Origin of the sequence: Bradyrhizobium sp. URHA0013, from assembly GCF_000518345.1 — a bacterium.
Classification (GTDB): Bacteria; Pseudomonadota; Alphaproteobacteria; order Rhizobiales; family Xanthobacteraceae; genus Bradyrhizobium.
In genome coordinates this window covers 220,221-235,395 of record NZ_KI912426.1, presented here as the reverse complement: position 1 = coordinate 235,395, position 15,175 = coordinate 220,221, and the positions used below count along the sequence as shown (strand labels likewise).

General features: G+C 64.9%; 17 protein-coding genes and 1 tRNA gene. 10 read left to right on the top strand and 8 right to left on the bottom strand.

What is annotated here, in order from left to right; translation table 11 throughout:
* Positions 1 to 86 precede the first annotated feature (86 nt).
* The 5 genes from N551_RS0121700 to N551_RS0121680 form a co-directional block, all read right to left on the bottom strand.
* Positions 87 to 506 carry a hypothetical protein gene (locus N551_RS0121700; protein WP_027568658.1) on the bottom strand — a complete coding sequence of 140 codons (420 nt, stop codon included), beginning with the start codon at positions 504 to 506 and terminating at the stop codon, positions 87 to 89.
* Between the two features lie 139 nt (positions 507 to 645).
* A complete protein-coding gene (locus N551_RS0121695) occupies positions 646 to 1,839 on the bottom strand; it encodes an MFS transporter (RefSeq protein ID WP_027568657.1) in 1,194 nt (397 codons plus the stop codon).
* A gap of 52 nt (positions 1,840 to 1,891) precedes the next feature.
* On the bottom strand, positions 1,892 to 2,512 hold the full coding sequence (locus N551_RS0121690) for a TetR/AcrR family transcriptional regulator (RefSeq protein WP_027568656.1): 621 nt from the start codon (positions 2,510 to 2,512) through the stop codon (positions 1,892 to 1,894).
* A gap of 995 nt (positions 2,513 to 3,507) precedes the next feature.
* A complete protein-coding gene (locus tag N551_RS0121685; RefSeq protein WP_027568655.1) occupies positions 3,508 to 4,467 on the bottom strand; it encodes an N-carbamoyl-D-amino-acid hydrolase in 960 nt (319 codons plus the stop codon).
* A gap of 191 nt (positions 4,468 to 4,658) precedes the next feature.
* Positions 4,659 to 5,126 (bottom strand): hypothetical protein, encoded by a 468-nt coding sequence (locus tag N551_RS0121680; RefSeq protein WP_027568654.1) that lies wholly within the window; start codon positions 5,124 to 5,126, stop codon positions 4,659 to 4,661.
* Between the two features lie 258 nt (positions 5,127 to 5,384).
* Between N551_RS0121680 and N551_RS0121675 the strand changes: the two genes are divergently transcribed.
* The 3 genes from N551_RS0121675 (at position 5,385) to N551_RS0121660 (ending at position 6,493) form a co-directional block, all read left to right on the top strand.
* Positions 5,385 to 5,564, top strand: coding sequence for a hypothetical protein (locus N551_RS0121675; RefSeq protein ID WP_371180079.1), 180 nt, complete (start codon positions 5,385 to 5,387; stop codon positions 5,562 to 5,564).
* 156 nt (positions 5,565 to 5,720) lie between these two features.
* Complete coding sequence (locus N551_RS0121670) at positions 5,721 to 5,945, top strand: hypothetical protein (protein WP_027568652.1); 225 nt, start codon at positions 5,721 to 5,723, stop codon at positions 5,943 to 5,945.
* 221 nt (positions 5,946 to 6,166) lie between these two features.
* Positions 6,167 to 6,493 (top strand): hypothetical protein, encoded by a 327-nt coding sequence (locus N551_RS0121660; protein WP_027568651.1) that lies wholly within the window; start codon positions 6,167 to 6,169, stop codon positions 6,491 to 6,493.
* Positions 6,494 to 6,526: 33 nt separating this feature from the next.
* Here the strand turns inward: N551_RS0121660 and N551_RS36155 are convergent, their stop codons facing one another.
* Together N551_RS36155 and N551_RS0121650 are read right to left on the bottom strand one after the other, a co-directional pair.
* Positions 6,527 to 7,501 (bottom strand): tripartite tricarboxylate transporter substrate binding protein, encoded by a 975-nt coding sequence (locus N551_RS36155; RefSeq protein ID WP_051462887.1) that lies wholly within the window; start codon positions 7,499 to 7,501, stop codon positions 6,527 to 6,529.
* Between the two features lie 411 nt (positions 7,502 to 7,912).
* Positions 7,913 to 7,989, bottom strand: a tRNA-Pro gene (locus tag N551_RS0121650).
* Between the two features lie 68 nt (positions 7,990 to 8,057).
* Between N551_RS0121650 and N551_RS0121645 the strand changes: the two genes are divergently transcribed.
* The 6 genes from N551_RS0121645 (at position 8,058) to N551_RS0121620 (ending at position 13,757) form a co-directional block, all read left to right on the top strand.
* A complete protein-coding gene (locus N551_RS0121645; RefSeq protein WP_027568650.1) occupies positions 8,058 to 9,047 on the top strand; it encodes an L-threonylcarbamoyladenylate synthase in 990 nt (329 codons plus the stop codon).
* 22 nt (positions 9,048 to 9,069) lie between these two features.
* Complete coding sequence (locus N551_RS0121640) at positions 9,070 to 10,497, top strand: FAD-binding oxidoreductase (RefSeq protein WP_027568649.1); 1,428 nt, start codon at positions 9,070 to 9,072, stop codon at positions 10,495 to 10,497.
* The gene (locus N551_RS0121635; protein ID WP_027568648.1) at positions 10,494 to 10,937 is read left to right on the top strand and encodes a GNAT family acetyltransferase; all 444 of its coding nucleotides are present in this window, start codon (positions 10,494 to 10,496) and stop codon (positions 10,935 to 10,937) included. The genes N551_RS0121640 and N551_RS0121635 overlap by 4 nt, the downstream gene beginning before the upstream one ends.
* A 9-nt stretch (positions 10,938 to 10,946) precedes the next feature.
* A complete protein-coding gene (locus tag N551_RS0121630; RefSeq protein ID WP_027568647.1) occupies positions 10,947 to 11,528 on the top strand; it encodes a GDP-mannose pyrophosphatase in 582 nt (193 codons plus the stop codon).
* A gap of 70 nt (positions 11,529 to 11,598) precedes the next feature.
* Positions 11,599 to 12,528 (top strand): glycine reductase, encoded by a 930-nt coding sequence (locus N551_RS0121625; protein ID WP_027568646.1) that lies wholly within the window; start codon positions 11,599 to 11,601, stop codon positions 12,526 to 12,528.
* Between the two features lie 35 nt (positions 12,529 to 12,563).
* Positions 12,564 to 13,757 (top strand): CaiB/BaiF CoA-transferase family protein, encoded by a 1,194-nt coding sequence (locus tag N551_RS0121620; protein ID WP_027568645.1) that lies wholly within the window; start codon positions 12,564 to 12,566, stop codon positions 13,755 to 13,757.
* Between the two features lie 89 nt (positions 13,758 to 13,846).
* On the opposite strand, the gene N551_RS0121615 is transcribed toward N551_RS0121620, so the two are convergent.
* Positions 13,847 to 14,602, bottom strand: coding sequence for an SOS response-associated peptidase (locus tag N551_RS0121615; protein ID WP_027568644.1), 756 nt, complete (start codon positions 14,600 to 14,602; stop codon positions 13,847 to 13,849).
* 63 nt (positions 14,603 to 14,665) lie between these two features.
* Here N551_RS0121615 and N551_RS0121610 point away from each other — a divergent pair, with 63 nt between their 5' ends.
* Complete coding sequence (locus N551_RS0121610) at positions 14,666 to 15,166, top strand: hypothetical protein (RefSeq protein ID WP_027568643.1); 501 nt, start codon at positions 14,666 to 14,668, stop codon at positions 15,164 to 15,166.
* Positions 15,167 to 15,175: the final 9 nt, after the last annotated feature.

The following is a 15,175-nucleotide window of genomic DNA, read 5'->3' as shown; positions in this document are numbered from 1 at the left end:
TCGAAAAGTTAGCGCCGCGCGGCAAGCGCGCGAATGGTTTCCGGACTGTTGCCCGCGCGCAACGTGCGCGACCGCGCAAGGCCGGTCTATTGCGAATTCGTTGCCGCGCTCTCGCTGCGCGGCTTCAACCCGCCACGGCTGATGATCGCCATCGTCTCGCGGCAGAGATCGGCAAGGCCGATCACCAGCACGGCGAGCAGGCAGAACAGCTTGATGGAATCGGCATGCGCGCTGGTCAGCGAATTGAACTCGAAGAACGGCGGCATGAACGCCCACCATACCAGGGGAATGGTGAGCAATGCTGCGAACGCCGCAACTGGCACGCCCGCGATAATGCCGAGCACGAACAGGCTGGGCAGGAACGCTGCGAAATAGAGTTTTGCGCCGAGCGCGACACAGACGCCCTGGAGCGCAGCCGACATTGCGACAACGACGAATCCAAGCAGAAACGCCTGCCACGACCATGGTCGTACCCGCGGTACGCCAACCAGCCCCGCACGCCTCATCAGCCTCCCCCTGCCGCCCGTTAACCAGGCTCGCTTGCGACCAAAGTACTACAGCGGCAGGGAAACTGCGAGGTGGAAATTGCCGGCCGGACGGCCTTGGTAAACGGGCCGAATCGCACAATTTAGGCGACCGCGGCCACTACTCGGTGGCCGCATAGACCAGGCCTGCGACGGTTAGCGCGAGGCCAATGGCCGATGCCAGCGTCCAGCCGCCTTGCGCAAACGCCCAGGCGCCGACCGCCGAGCCCGCCGCGCCCGCGGTGAAGAACGTCGCCATGTAGAGGCCGTTGAGGCGGCTGCGGTGCTCATGCCCCAGCGCGAAGATCGCGCGGAAGCCGAGCACGACGTTGCCCTGCACGCCGATGTCGATCGCGATCGCGGCCACGACCAGGCAGGCGAGGTTCAGCACCGATCCGGGCGCGCCGACATGCGTGATCAGGAAGCCTACGGCCGCGAGCAGCAGCGCGACCAGTGTTGCCATGCGGCTGTAGCCGCGATCGGCAAGCCGCCCCGCGATCGGCGCCGCGAACACGCCGGCGACACCGGCGAGCGCGAACAGCGCAATGCCGCGCTGGGTGAAGCCGAACTCGCTCGCGAGCAGCAGCGGCGTCACGGTCCAGAACAGGCTGAAGGCGCCGAACAGGCTGGCCTGGTACAGCGCGCGGCGGCGCAGCAGCGGCGTGGTCCGCGCCAGATGCGGCATCGACAGCAGCAACTCGCCGTAATGCATCCGCGCGACCGGCTTGCGCTTCGGCAGCGTCATCCAGAGTACCGCTGCGAGCACGATCATCAGTGCGGCCGAGCAGAAGAACACCGCGTGCCACGACAGCATCGCCGTGACGAAGCTCGACACCGGTCGCGCCAGCATGATGCCGAGCATCAAGCCGGTCGAGACGTTGCCGACGACACGGCCGCGAATGGCTGCCGGCGCAAGGTGCGCCGCATAGGGAATGATGATCTGCACCGCGACCGAACCGAGCCCGATGAACAGCGCGGCCATCAGGAACGGTAGCGCATGGGACGCGGCCCCCGCGGCGAGCAGGGCTGCCGCGCCGAGCGTGATGACGGAGCAGATCAGGGTGCGGTTCTCGACGAGGTCGCCGAGCGGGACGATGAAGAGAAGCCCCACGCCGTAGCCGATCTGCGTCATGGTGACGATCAGTCCCGCCGCTCCATGCGACAGGCCGAGCGCGGCGCTGATCGGGGCGATCAGCGGCTGGGCGTAATAGATGTTGGCGGCGACCATGCCACAGGCCGCGGCAAGCACGAAGGTCAGGCGCTGCGACACCGCATCCGGCTCGGGGGCTGTCTCGATCGTGGCATTCATCGTCATTCACATAGTCTCCAGATATAGGAAACGCTTGTTTCCTAATATGACAAAAAATTCAGACGAGCAGCTTCATCGCGACGGCGACCAGGCGCTTGCCGTCAAGCGAAAGGCGCGCCTTGCCGACGACGCGCAGACCCTGCGTGATGCAGATCATCAGCCGCGCGGTGTCGTCGGCGGCGACATGGCGGGGAATCGAGCCGTCAGCCTGCCCCTCGCGAATGAGGCCAGCGATGAAGCCTTCGTTGGTCTCGAGCCGCGCGCTGACGAGGGCGGCCACCACCGGGTCGACCGCGGACATTTCGACCGCGCTGCCGACCACGAGGCAGCCGCGCCGCCCCTCGCTGCCCTGGGAATGCTCTACATACGACAATAGCATGTTGCGCAGCCGCTCGCGGCCGTTGGCGCCTTTCGCCGCGGCGCTACGCGTCTGCTCCTGGCGCAGAGCGACATAGCGCTCGAAGGCGGCGAGAAACACCGCATGCTTGTCGCGAAACGCCTTGTAGACGCTGCCGGTCGCCAGCCGCATCGCCGCGGTGAGATCGCCAATCGAGGTCGCATGATAACCGCGCTCGGAAAACACGCGCACGGCCCCGTCGAGGGCAATGTCCATGTCGAACTCCCGGGGACGGCCGGGCGGACGCGCGACGGAGCGGGATTTGCGGGCGGCTTTTTGCATTGCGGGATAATAGGGAATGATTGTTTCCGAATAAAGACACGTGGTTGTGATGGGGTGTGGGTCACACTGATCGCCACCAACCCCTGCGTCGTTCTGGCGAAGGCCAAGACCCATTACCCCCAGGGAGGAGTTTGGCGGACATTCGCTCGGTGGGATTGATACCGCCTCAAATCGATAGACCTCGGGGTATGGGTCCTGGCCTACGCCAGGACGACATTTGAGGTTGTTGCGCCAATTCGCAGACACGGCTTCGCGTTCTCGCGGCTGATTTCGCCCGAGCTTTGCTTCGTCACTCCACCCTCTTGTCCAAAAGGGCGCAGGGAAGGCCGGGTGCCGGCTGGCACCCGCGGTCCGCTGCGCGAAAATGTAGCGCAAGGAAACCGCACAGCAGCATACAGGTGGTGCCAATCACTCGGCCTTCCCTGCGCGATGGTTGGACGGCTTATGCCGTGCTCTCCCGGGAGCCGAGTTCCTTTTGGCCTCCCTCGCCTTCGCGAAAGTCACCGACACCGCGCCGGTTGACGCAGATGCCGCATCCGCAAGAGCTTGACCGTAGCAACGACGGCCAGGACCACACGGTTTTGCCGTACGCACGGCCCGCCATTTCGCCACCGGTTTCGGCGGCGTTGTGCACGTTGCCGCCGACCTGATGACGAGACGAAGCCTAGCAGCGCCGCTCGTCGGAACGAAGCGTTGGGCTCACGGAGAGCAATCCGCCCTGCCCTTGGCCTCTCGCACCCGAACGCTGCCGCGTCCACCGCAAGCCCGACTCGCGAACGTGACGACCACAAGATCGCCCCTCAAGGATGAGCCGGGATGGGCGACACATACGTCAAAACCGAATTTCGGTAAAGTGGAATATTTTTGCAGGAAGGGGTTGACGGAGTGCGGGTGTTTTGCCCGACGGCAAGTCTTGTAGCCCGGATGAGCGAAGCGACATCCGGGACTCTCGCAGCGGTCCCGGGTATCGCTTCGCTCACCCGGGCTACTGGAGCTCACCCTGTCGTTCGCACCGGCGTTCTGTCCGCCATCAGGGTCACGCCCTTCCGTTCGACAATCATCCGGTAGGCCTGCGGCTGACGGTGAACGTCGAAATTGAAGGTGGTACGCTTGTAGGAGTTGCAGAGATCGAGATCGCAGCGAGCGAGCGCTATCTCGTCGCCCTTGGTCGTGCATCGCGCGATGATCTCGCCGGAGGGCGCGATGACACAGCTTCCGCCGATGTGGTCGACGCCCTCCTCGACACCGGCCTTGGCGACGCCGACCACGAAGGTGCCGTTCTGGTAGGCGCCGGCCTGCATTACCAGATGATTGTGGAACAGCGAGAGATCGTCATGCTCGGGCGCGGGCGGATTGTGCACCGGCGTGTTGTAGCCGATCATCACCATCTCGACGCCCTGCAGCCCCATCACCCGATAGGTCTCGCTCCAGCGGCGATCGTTGCAGATCGCCATTCCCATCACGCCACCAAAGGCCTCGGTCACGCCGAAACTGCTGCCCGGATCGAAATAGCGCTTTTCCAGATGCTGGAATTCGCGCCAAGGCTCGTGCTCGGCATGCCCGGGCAAATGCACCTTGCGATATCTCGCGACAATCTCGCCACTCTTCTCGACCAGGATGGAGGTGTTGTAGCGCCTGACAATTCCGGTCTCGACCGTCAGCTCGGCATAGCCAAGATAAAATCCGATGCCGATCTCGCGCGCGAGATCGAACAGGCCTCTCGTCTCCAGCCCCGGCATCTCACGCTCGAAGAAGCTGTCTATCTCCGCCTGATCCTCGAAATACCAGCGCGGAAAGAACGTGGTCAGCGCGAGCTCGGGATAGACGATCAGGTCGCAACCGTTGGCGTGCGCCTGGCGCATCAAGGCCATCAAGCGCGCCACGACCGCGGTTCTCGTCTCTGTCCGCGCGACAGGGCCAAGCTGGCCGGCCGCGATCGTCACAAATCTCGTCACGAATCTTTCCCTCGTCCGCTTCCTGGGTCAGGTCGCGGCAGAGACTATCTTGCGACGCGTCGCGCGCACAGCCTCGCTGTCCGGCACAGTGCCCAACCGAGAGGCAATTCGAGCGTCACGCGGGGGGCGCCGAGGATGAATGGCGATCGACCGCATCCACGTCGCGCGAAAACACCCTCGCAGAGCGGCACTCACCATTCTGCGGCGACGGGCTCGTTGAAGAACTGACCGCGCGCCGCCATGCGCGACGGCTGGCGGCGACGATGCCGCTCCGCGACGCGTTTGTTCAGAGCGGCCGCCTTGGCCTGCCTGGGCTCCGCGGCCTTGGAGAGCTCCGCGGCCTTGGAGAGCTCTGCGGCCTGGGAGAGCTCTGCGGCGGGCTGCGCCGCCATGGCAAATGCCTGGCGCGTACCGTCCGGCGCGACTGGCGCCGCCGCGTCTGACGTTGACGCCACAGTTTTGGTCAACGGAATCTGGCGCACGTTGGTGTCGAAGATGATCTTCTCCGGCCAGGTCTGTGCAGAATGAATTCGGGCGATCGAGAGGTCCGGCCCGGTTTCGGCGGCCGCACTCACGGGGCCGGCCAGGTAGTAATCAGCAAGGTACAGGAGGGCGAGCAGAGCGCCGCCGGTGAAGACGAAATAGCGGATGAGCGGCATGGGTCCCTCGATCGCCTCGTTATCGAGGCCCCTGCAGCAACGGGAAAGAGTGGTAATCGTTCCGGTGCGCCGTGGAGCAATTGCGGGAGACGCTCAGCCGCCCACTGGCATTGTGCTTGCTGGACGGCAGTCAAATCCCTCAGACCCGCAGTGGGTCTGTTTCATCGTGAGGCGATCATGCACCCGACGTCCCGTTTCGAAGCGACCATGCCGACACAGCTCCACGCATTGATCTCCGATCTGCGCTGGCGCATGCAAATGATCGACGCCGACATTCTGGAGGAAGAGCGGAAGGCTGGAATCTCCGATCCCCAGAACGTCGCCTACCCCATGCTCGCGCAGAACCTGCGGGCCCGGCGCGACAATATCCGGGTGAGCATCGCCATTCTCGAAAGCCGGCTTGAAAGGCAATCGACCGAGTGGCCGCGCGCGGCCTGATGCGGTGACGGGCCGAGCTCCAGACGCACGCTTCCGCGAGGGAACTCCCGTTGCTGATCTGCAACGGTTCCCGTCCGTCTGAAGCCGGACAAAAGAAACTCCCATTGCGGCCACGAACCCCTCTCACAACGCCGTGAGACGAGCAGGGGAACTACGATGCGTGCGCAACGAGTCTGGGTGGTGAATGGGGCCGCCAGCGTCGAACAATTGCAAACCAGATTGGATGATCTGAACAAGCGGCTCGGTCAACTCGAGACCCAGCACCCCGAGAGCTGGAAAGTCGAAGAGCTCAGATCGAGCGCACTCAACCTGTCGCGCGAGATCGACGACATCCGCTGCGCCGAGGCGACGGCGGCGCTGAGCGAGCTGCTGCGGAAATAGCCCGCGTTCGCGATTCGCCCGTCGCGGCTGGAACCAACGCCGCCTCCCCGCCATTGCCATGCCGAGCATGGAGCAAAATCATGACCAGGCACCTGACGCGGACCGATCTCGCGCGCGGCGTGGCCGGCGCGGTATCCACGCTGGTCCTGTGCGCGACGATGGCCTTCACCATCGCGCGCCACTTCGCGTTGTAAGGCATTTGGCCCTGTGAGGGATTTCCGATGACGTCCGACCCCGAGGAATCGGTCAGGCTGCAAGGTTACGGCGAGATGACCCTGCGTACGGCCGTCACGACGATGATGCTGCTTGCGCCGCGCGAGCGCGCGGACGCCGCCATCTTCCGCGTCCGCGACGGCGTGCGGCTCGCCTCAAGCGAGATTGCCGAACTCGCCTCCGAATGGGGCATCACGCCAACACCGGAGATCAGGTCTCCGAACCTCGTCCCGGAGCAAAATTGGACACATGTCGTTCGCGGCATGGTACGCGAGGCGCCGCTGCCGGCACTGATGATTGCGTTTATGGTCGGCGTTCTGGTGGCGCGGCGATAGTCTCGCGACAACCGCCGGCGACAGCAGGGTTGATTACTTCTGCTCGTTCGCGCGCATGTCTTCAGCATAGGGACGCAACGCCTCAGACATGCCGTCGAGTCGTTTCTGCCACTCAGCGCCAGTCAGGAAGGCGATCACCGGCTCGTCGCCAGGCGAATTCGTCAGGTACTCGGGATTGCGCAGGCCTTCCGCAATCCCGGCTTCCAGCTTCTTGACGATGTCGTCCGGAACGCCCTTCGGCACCGCGAAGCCGCGTTCTGCCGTCGTCGTGATCGGAAAGCCCACTTCCTCTGCTGTCGGAACTTCGGGCAGCGATGGAAAGCGCTTCTTCGACAGGATCGCGATGACGCGAAGTTGCCCCTTGTTGGTGCCATGCAATTCGGGAATCTCGCTGAGAGTGACCATCCCGACTTCCAGATGCCCGCCCAATAGATCGGTCCGCTGTGCGGCCGTTCCTCTGTAAGAGATTTCGTTGGGCTCGACCTTCGCGGCTGCTGCCAGCATGCGAATGGCCAAATGACCGTTCGTGCCGGCACCGTTGTGACCAAACGTCACCGAGCCGGGCTTGCTGCGAAGTGCGGCAATGACATCCGGTAGATTCTTGAATCTGCTGTCCGCGGGAACCACCATCACGTTCGGATCTTCAACGATCCGTGCGACCAGCCGGATTTCATCCGTTGTGTATTGGGTTTTGCGCGTCATCGGCAAAAAGTTGTAGCCCGGCACGTTGACGACGCCGATCGAATAGGCGTCGGGCGCCGCGCGCGCGATCGCAGCAAACGCGATCTCTCCACCAGCGCCAGGCTTGTTCAGGACGACAAACTTCGCCTTACCGCCAAGCGCGCGCTCAACAAAGGGAAGAAGTTTGCGAGCCATGACATCGGTACCGCCGCCGGGCGCAAAGCCGACGACGACTTCGATCGGCTTGTCTTCCGGCCACGCGGCCCATGCCGATCCGCAAGCAGCGAAGGTAAAAGCTGCAACAAGCGCGACGATTTTCTTGTTCATGATTCCTGCCCTGTTTTTTGTTATTGGCGGATTGCGCTGCTTGAAGCTGCGATCGACTGCAGGTTCATCTAACCGTCGGTCTGACCGGATGGCAACCGACCGTCCCGAGCGCGAGCGTTTGATGAGTTACGGCGGTTTTAGAGGCAATTGCGGAAGCGTCAGAGGAGGCCTCGTGGGAACCGTGCCTGGTGGTGATTTGATTGGCTCGCTCGCGGCGAGACGGTAATTCTCTGACCTACCGTGCAACGCCGGATCAGGGATGCCGGCGAAAAGAAAGCCATGCCGCTGCGGCACACGCCTCTGCCCGGCCAAATCGGCCGTGGACCCGCGCCCTAAATCGTTGCAATAAGGCGCTTCCGAGGCCCCGGCGACCGGTCCGCCGAGCCTCTAGAACGTCGACTTTTGGAAGAATGGTCGGAGTGGCAGGATTCGAACCTGCGACCCCTGCGTCCCGAACGCAGTGCTCTACCGGGCTGAGCCACACTCCGACAAGAGGCCGGCTTATAGCGTCGGGTTTGGCGCACCGCAAGCGGCCGAGCTGAGGAATCTTATCCCTGTGAAAACGGGTCTTGAAACGCTGATTTTACCGGCCGGCACCGCCGGCGCGGAAGCTGCCGCCCGGACATTGGCCGCCGGCGGGCTGGTCGCGTTCCCGACCGAGACGGTCTACGGGCTCGGGGCGGACGCCGGAAATGCCGGCGCGATCGCCCATCTTTACGCCGCCAAGGGGCGACCGTCCTTCAATCCGCTGATCGCGCATGTCGCCGACCTCGCGGCCGCGCGGCGGATCGGGCGATTCGATGCCCGCGCCTTGCGCCTTGCGGAGGCGTTCTGGCCGGGACCGTTGACGCTGGTGGTGCCGAAGACGGAGAACTGCCCGGTGGCCGAGCTTGCCACCGCGGGCCTCGATACGGTCGCGATCCGCATTCCGGCCCATCCGGTGGCGCAGGCGATCCTGCGCGCCTTCGGCGGGGCGGTGGTGGCGCCGTCCGCCAACCTCTCCGGCCACGTCTCGCCGACGCTGGCGGCCCATGTCGAGGGCGACCTTGCGGGGCGGATCGACCTGATCGTCGACGGCGGACCCGTTACGGTCGGCGTCGAATCGACCATCGTCGGCTGCTTTGCGGCGCCGATGCTGCTGCGGCCCGGCGGGCTGTCACGCGAACGGATCGAGACCGTGCTCGGTGCACCGCTGGCGCGACTGCCCGCGGAGGCCGAAAGCGACGACAGCCAGCCGCTGGCGCCGGGCATGCTGGCCTCGCATTACGCGCCGCGCGCCAATGTGCGGCTCAATGCGCGGGACGTCGCGCCGGGCGAAGCGCTGCTGGCGTTCGGCCCCGCGCGCCTGCCCGGACTGGAGGCCGCCACGGCGGTCATGAATTTGTCGCCCAGCGGCGATCTCGATGAAGCCGCCGCCAATCTGTTCGGCTATCTTCGCGCCCTCGATGCCAGCGGGCCGCGGGCGATCGCGGTGATGGCGATCCCCGAACAAGATCTGGGCGAAGCGATCAACGACCGGCTGCGCCGGGCGGCCGTGGCGCGATAAGAGCGAAGCAAGAGACAAGACAATGAACGTTAATCATTCCGCGACCCCACCGCTTGCGCCCGAGCTGATCGAACAATTCCGCAGAATCGTCGGCGAGAGGCACGCCATCACCGATGCGGCCGACATCGAGGCCTACGTCACCGAGGAGCGCAATCTGTTCCACGGCCGCTCGCCGCTGGTGCTGCGCCCCGGCTCGACCGCCGAGGTCGCCGCAATCTGCAAGCTCGCCTCCGAGCACAAAATCGCGCTGGTGCCACAGGGCGGCAACACCGGGCTGGTCGGCGGCCAGACCCCGCACAATGGCGAGGTGGTGGTGTCGCTGCGGCGGCTCGACAAGATCCGCGAGGTCGATACTGCGTCGAACACCATGACCTGCGAGGCCGGCGTGGTGCTGCAGATCGCACAGCAAAAGGCCGCCGAAATGGACCGGCTGTTCCCGCTCTCGCTCGGCGCGGAAGGGAGCTGCACCATCGGCGGCAATCTCTCGACCAATGCCGGCGGCACGGCCGCGCTCGCCTATGGCGTCGCGCGCGAGATGGCGCTGGGGCTCGAGGTGGTGCTGGCGGACGGGCGCGTGCTCAACGTGCTGTCGAAGCTGAAGAAGGACAACACCGGCTACAATCTGCACAACCTCTTCATCGGCGGCGAAGGCACGCTCGGCATCATCACGGCGGCGACGCTGAAGCTGTTTCCGAAGCCGCGGTCGATCGAGACCGCCTTCGTCGGGTTGAAGTCGCCGGACGCCGCCCTGAAACTGCTGGCGATCGCGCAAAGCGAGGCCGCCAATGCGCTGACGAGCTTCGAGCTGCTCTCGGAGATGGCGGTCGATTTCTCGATCCGCCACGGCATCGACGTGCGCGATCCGCTCGCGCAAAAGCATGCCTGGTACGTGCTGATGGAATTGTCGTCGCCCGGCGACGACGCCCGCACGCCACTGGAAACGATCCTCGGCCGCGCCATGGAGGACGAGATCGTGGACGACGCGGTGATCGCGGCCAATCTGACCCAGCGCGCTGGCTTCTGGAAGCTGCGCGACGAGATGTCGTCGGCGCAGAAGCCGGAGGGCGGCTCGATCAAGCACGACATTTCCGTGCCGGTGGCCACCGTCCCCGCCTTCATCGCCGAGGCCAATGAAGCCGTGGTGAAACTGATCCCCGGCGCGCGGCCGGTGCCGTTCGGCCATCTCGGCGACGGCAATCTGCACTACAATGTCAGCCAGCCCATCGGGGCCAACACCGCGGACTATCTGGCGCGCTGGCACGAGATGAACGCGGTGGTGTTCGCCATCGTGCTGCGCATGGGCGGCTCGATCTCGGCCGAGCACGGCATCGGCGTGCTCAAGCGCGACGAGCTGCCCGAGGTGAAGGACAAGACCGCCATCGAGCTGATGCGACAGCTCAAGGCGATGCTCGATCCGCTTGGAATCATGAACCCGGGCAAAGTGCTGTGAGTGCGCTGAGGATCGAGGCGATCACCGAGGCCGATGTCGAGCCCGTGGTGGCGCTGTGGCAGCGCTGCGGGCTGACGCGGCCGTGGAACGATCCGCATGCCGACATCGCGCTGGCGCGGCGGCGCGACAATTCCACGATCCTGCTCGGCCGCGACGGCAGCGCCATCGTCGCCACCGTGATGGTCGGCCATGACGGTCATCGCGGCTGGGTCTATTACGTCGCCGTCGATCCGGGCAGCCAGAAGCGTGGTCACGGCCGCGTCATCATGGCCGCGGCCGAAGACTGGCTGCGCCAGGCTGGAATTTTGAAACTCCAGCTCCTGGTCCGCCGCGGCAATGAGCAGGCCAATGCGTTCTACCAGTCGCTGGGTCTCGAGGAATCGACCTCGGTGATGTTCCAGAAGTGGCTCGACGGCCGCACCACAACGCCAAGCAATTGAGATCGAGCCATGACCATTTCCGACCGCGTCCGCATCAAGGACGTCCGCGTGCTCTCGGACGGCTGGACCACACTCAAGAACACGACGTTCGAGTACCGGCGCGCCAATGGCGAATGGCAGACGCAGCATCGCGAGACCTATGAGCGCGACAACGCCGCCGCCGTGCTGCCGTATAATCTGGCACGCCGTACGGTGATCCTGGTGAAGCAATTCCGCCTGCCGGCCTTCATCCGCGGTTACGACGATCTGCTGATCGAGGCGGCCGCCGGCGTGCTCGACGATGCCTCGCCCGAAATGCGCATCCGCGCCGAAGCGGAGGAAGAAACCGGCTATCGCCTGCACCACGTCCACAAGGTGTTCGAGGCGTTCATGAGTCCCGGCGCCATCACCGAGAAGCTGCATTTCTTCGTCGCCGAATACGAGCCGGAGATGCGGGTCAGCGACGGCGGCGGCCTCGAACATGAAGGCGAGGACATCGAGGTGCTCGAGCTTGGCATCGACGAGGCGCTGGCGATGATCGCGGACGGGCGCATCATCGACGCGAAGGCGATCATGCTGCTGCAGCATGTGGCGCTGCATGTGTTTCGGTGAACTTGCTTACTCTTGAGCTCACCCCCGACTATCTCTAGTCTGTCGCCAACAGGAACCAGGAGACGCGCCCATGTCCGCTTCGCGCGACGACGAATTCGGTTTTGCGCCCGACTATGACGCCCCCGTGCCCTATATGCAGCGCACGCGGGAGTATTACGCCGCGATCGGCTACACCACGGCGTATCGCTGGGCCCACTACACCGAGGCGCCGTTCCAGCCGCTGAAGAAGCCGCTGTTGGAATCGCGCGTCACCATCATCACGACGGCCGCGCCGTACGATCCAGCCAAGGGCGACCAGGGTCCGGGCGCTGCGTATAATGGCGGTGCGAAATTCTACCAGGTCTATGACGGCGACACGGCGAAGCCGCACGACCTTCGCATCTCGCATATCGGCTACGACCGCAAGCACACCACGGCCACCGACAACGGCGCCTGGTTTCCGCTGCCGCAGCTTTTGAAGGCGAGTGCTGCGGAGCGCATCGGCGAGGTGGCCCCGCGCTTCTTCGGCGCGCCGACCAACCGCAGCCATCGCGTTACCCTCGACACCGACGCGCCGGAGATTCTGGCGCGCTGCCTTGCCGACAAGGTCGATGTCGCCGTGCTGGTGCCGAACTGCCCGGTCTGTCACCAGACCACGGCGCTGGTGGCGCGGCATCTCGAGGCGAACGGCATTCCGACGGTGATCATGGGCTGCGCCAAGGACATCATCGAGCACGCTGCGGTGCCGCGCTTCCTGTTCTCGGATTTTCCGCTCGGCAATTCCGCCGGCAAGCCGCACGACGTCGCCTCGCAGGCGCAGACGCTCGAGCTGGCGCTCAGATTGCTGGAGAACGCGAGCGGCCCGCAGACCACCATGCAGTCACCGCTGCGCTGGAGCGAGGACGCCTCCTGGAAGCTCGACTACAACAACGTCGCGCAGCTCTCAGCCGAAGAGCTGGCGCGCCGCCGTGCCGAATTCGACAAGCAGAAGGAGATCGCGCGCGGCAAGCGCGCCGCCTGACGCCTCCGACAACCAGAACAAAAAGGGAGAGCGACGTGACGCGACCGTTCGAAGGCGTGAAGATCCTGGACTTCACGCAAGTGCTGGCCGGCCCCTATGCGAGCTACCAACTCGCGCTGCTGGGCGCTGACGTCATCAAGGTCGAGCGGCGCGAGGGCGAGGACATGCGCCGCACGCCGCTCAGCCGCGAATGGGCGGAGCGCGGGCTCGCACCGGCGTTCCAGGCCATCAACGGCAACAAGCGCAGCCTGACGCTCGATCTGCAAAAGCCCGATGCGATCGCGATCGTGAAGAAGCTCGTGAGCCAGGTCGACGTGGTCATGGAGAATTTCCGTCCCGGCGTGATGGACAAGCTCGGCATCGGCTATGAGGCGCTGTATGCGATCAATCCAAAGCTGATCTACTGCGCGGTATCAGGCTTCGGCCAGACCGGTCCGGATCGGCTGCGCCCCGGCTATGACGGCAAGATGCAGGCGCTGTCCGGCATCATGGCGATCACCGGTCATCCCGAAACCGGCCCGACGCGCGCGGGCTTTGCGGTGTGCGACGTGCTGTCGGGCGCGACCGCTGCGTTCGGCGTGTCGAGCGCGCTGTACCAGCGCGATCGCACCGGCAAGGGCCAGCTCATTGACGTCTCCATGCTGGAGGCGACGATGGCGTTTCTGTCGGGGCAGATCGCGGACTGGTCGGTCGCCGGCCATCGCCAGCAGCTGTCAGGCAATCAGGCTGTCAGCCGCAGGTCCACGGCGAATTTGTTCAGATGCGGCGACGGTCACATCCTGCTCGCCGTCAACAACGAGAAGCAATATCGCGCGCTGATGTCTGCACTGGGCCGCGCGGATACGTTCAGCGACCCGCGCTTTGCCGACTGGTTTGCGCGCAACGAGAACGAGCCGGCGCTGCGCGCCATCATCGAAGAGGCGCTCGCGGCAAGGCCGGCGCGCGAATGGGAGACCATTCTGGAAGATGCCGGCGCGCCCTGCGCCAGCATCTGGAAGGTCGAGGAAGTGATCGACCATCCGCAGATCAAGGCGCGCGGCGCGATCCAGGAGCTCGACACACCCTATGGGCGGCTTCGTTTCGCCGGCAGCGGATTCAAGCTCGCGCATGGCGGCGGCAGGCTGGACCGGATGGCGCCGGAGCTCGGCTCGGATACGGACGCGGTGCTGGGCGAACTGGGATTCGACGCGGCGGAGATCGCGGCGTTGAGGGCGAGGGAAATCGTGTAAGGGCTGCCGCCTAAAACTCCACCGTCGTCCCGGCCCCCCGTGCGCAATTGCGCACTAGGCCGGGACGACAGTTGTTTTGTGGTTCGCAGCTAGAACAACGACCCCTGCCCGTCATCGGCTGAGCCGGCCGCCGCTTTCCGCACCACCTTCTTCTTCGGCGCTTCCGCTTCCATGTCCTCCGCGCTGATCGGAAGCAGCAACTGGTCGTCGTCATTGGCGACGCGGTTGACGCGGGTGGAGACCGGGTGCCATGCGAATTCGCCGATGCGCGGGGCGGTCATCAGCGGCAACACGGCATCGACGTCATCGCTGCGGCTGTCGAGCCAGCGCTCGAAATCGCGCGGGCTGATGGTGACGGGCACGCGATCATGCAGCGTGGCGAGATCCTCGCCTGCGGCCGCCGTGACGATCGCGACCGTGTCGAGCTCCTCGCCGTTCGGCCCAACCCAGGTCTCGAACAGTGCGGCAAAGCCGAGCGGCGCGCCGTCGGCGCGATGGATGAAGAAGGGCTGCTTGCGGCCATCCTCCGTCTTCCATTCGTAATAGCCGTCGGCCGGAATCAGGCCGCGCCGCCGGCGAATCGCGCGTTTGAAGGCGGGCTTCTCCAGCACCGTCTCGGAACGGGCATTGATCAGGAGCGTAAATCCCTTGGGATCCTTGACCCAGCCCGGCAGCAAACCCCAGCGCATCAGTCGGAAATGGCGCGCGCCGTTCTCGGCCAGCACGACCGGAATCGGTTGTGTCGGGGCCACGTTGAACCGGGGCGGGAAATTCGGCTGCTCAATGTAGCCGAACAGTTGCCGCAAAGCCGCGGGGGCCGAAGTTATGACGAAGCGTCCACACATCCTTGAGGGCCTATATAGGGTCCGTTCAGGTCCTTTTAACCCCGAACGTTAACACTGCGGCAGATGAGCTCAACGGTCTCCCAGCCGGCGCGAATGCATGGACAGACGGCGCCCGAGGCCGCGGCCTGGGCCGAGCGGCTGCGCGTGGCCAACATCAACCCGCGGACCGGGCTTGCCACCGACTATCTCAACCATTTCAATGAAGCCGTGATGCTGCTGGAAATGGTCCCCGACATGCCGGAATGCGCGGAAGATTTTCTGACCTGGTCGCCGCTGTCCTATGCCGAGCATTTCACGGCGTCGAATTTCAAGGCCCGGGATCTGGCGATCGAGGCCTATGAACAAGCCGACCCGAACGTGCGCGCCCAGTTCGACCACCTCACCGACACCATGACCTCGATCCTGACGGCGGTCGGCTCGGCCATGCGCGAGGTCGAGAAGGACACGACCCGCGTTCGCCTCGCCGAGCAGGCCGCCCACTGGGTCAAGCCGCTGATCGCGGCCTGCGGCGGCATCATCAATGGCGGCGCGGAAGCCGACGTCGACAACATCATGGCGAACTAGGCCCGAGCA

Bases quoted from the DNA above. Each gene is read 5' to 3' on its own strand.
- N551_RS0121700 (WP_027568658.1), bottom strand. From the start codon at position 506: ATGAGGCGTGCGGGGCTGGTTGGCGTACCGCGGGTACGACCATGGTCG.
- N551_RS0121695 (WP_027568657.1), bottom strand. From the start codon at position 1,839: ATGACGATGAATGCCACGATCGAGACAGCCCCCGAGCCGGATGCGGTG.
- N551_RS0121690 (WP_027568656.1), bottom strand. From the start codon at position 2,512: ATGCAAAAAGCCGCCCGCAAATCCCGCTCCGTCGCGCGTCCGCCCGGC.
- N551_RS0121680 (WP_027568654.1), bottom strand. From the start codon at position 5,126: ATGCCGCTCATCCGCTATTTCGTCTTCACCGGCGGCGCTCTGCTCGCC.
- N551_RS0121675 (WP_371180079.1), top strand. From the start codon at position 5,385: ATGATCGACGCCGACATTCTGGAGGAAGAGCGGAAGGCTGGAATCTCC.
- N551_RS0121670 (WP_027568652.1), top strand. From the start codon at position 5,721: ATGCGTGCGCAACGAGTCTGGGTGGTGAATGGGGCCGCCAGCGTCGAA.
- N551_RS0121660 (WP_027568651.1), top strand. From the start codon at position 6,167: ATGACGTCCGACCCCGAGGAATCGGTCAGGCTGCAAGGTTACGGCGAG.
- N551_RS36155 (WP_051462887.1), bottom strand. From the start codon at position 7,501: ATGAACAAGAAAATCGTCGCGCTTGTTGCAGCTTTTACCTTCGCTGCT.
- N551_RS0121640 (WP_027568649.1), top strand. From the start codon at position 9,070: ATGAACGTTAATCATTCCGCGACCCCACCGCTTGCGCCCGAGCTGATC.
- N551_RS0121630 (WP_027568647.1), top strand. From the start codon at position 10,947: ATGACCATTTCCGACCGCGTCCGCATCAAGGACGTCCGCGTGCTCTCG.
- N551_RS0121625 (WP_027568646.1), top strand. From the start codon at position 11,599: ATGTCCGCTTCGCGCGACGACGAATTCGGTTTTGCGCCCGACTATGAC.
- N551_RS0121615 (WP_027568644.1), bottom strand. From the start codon at position 14,602: ATGTGTGGACGCTTCGTCATAACTTCGGCCCCCGCGGCTTTGCGGCAA.
- N551_RS0121610 (WP_027568643.1), top strand. From the start codon at position 14,666: ATGAGCTCAACGGTCTCCCAGCCGGCGCGAATGCATGGACAGACGGCG.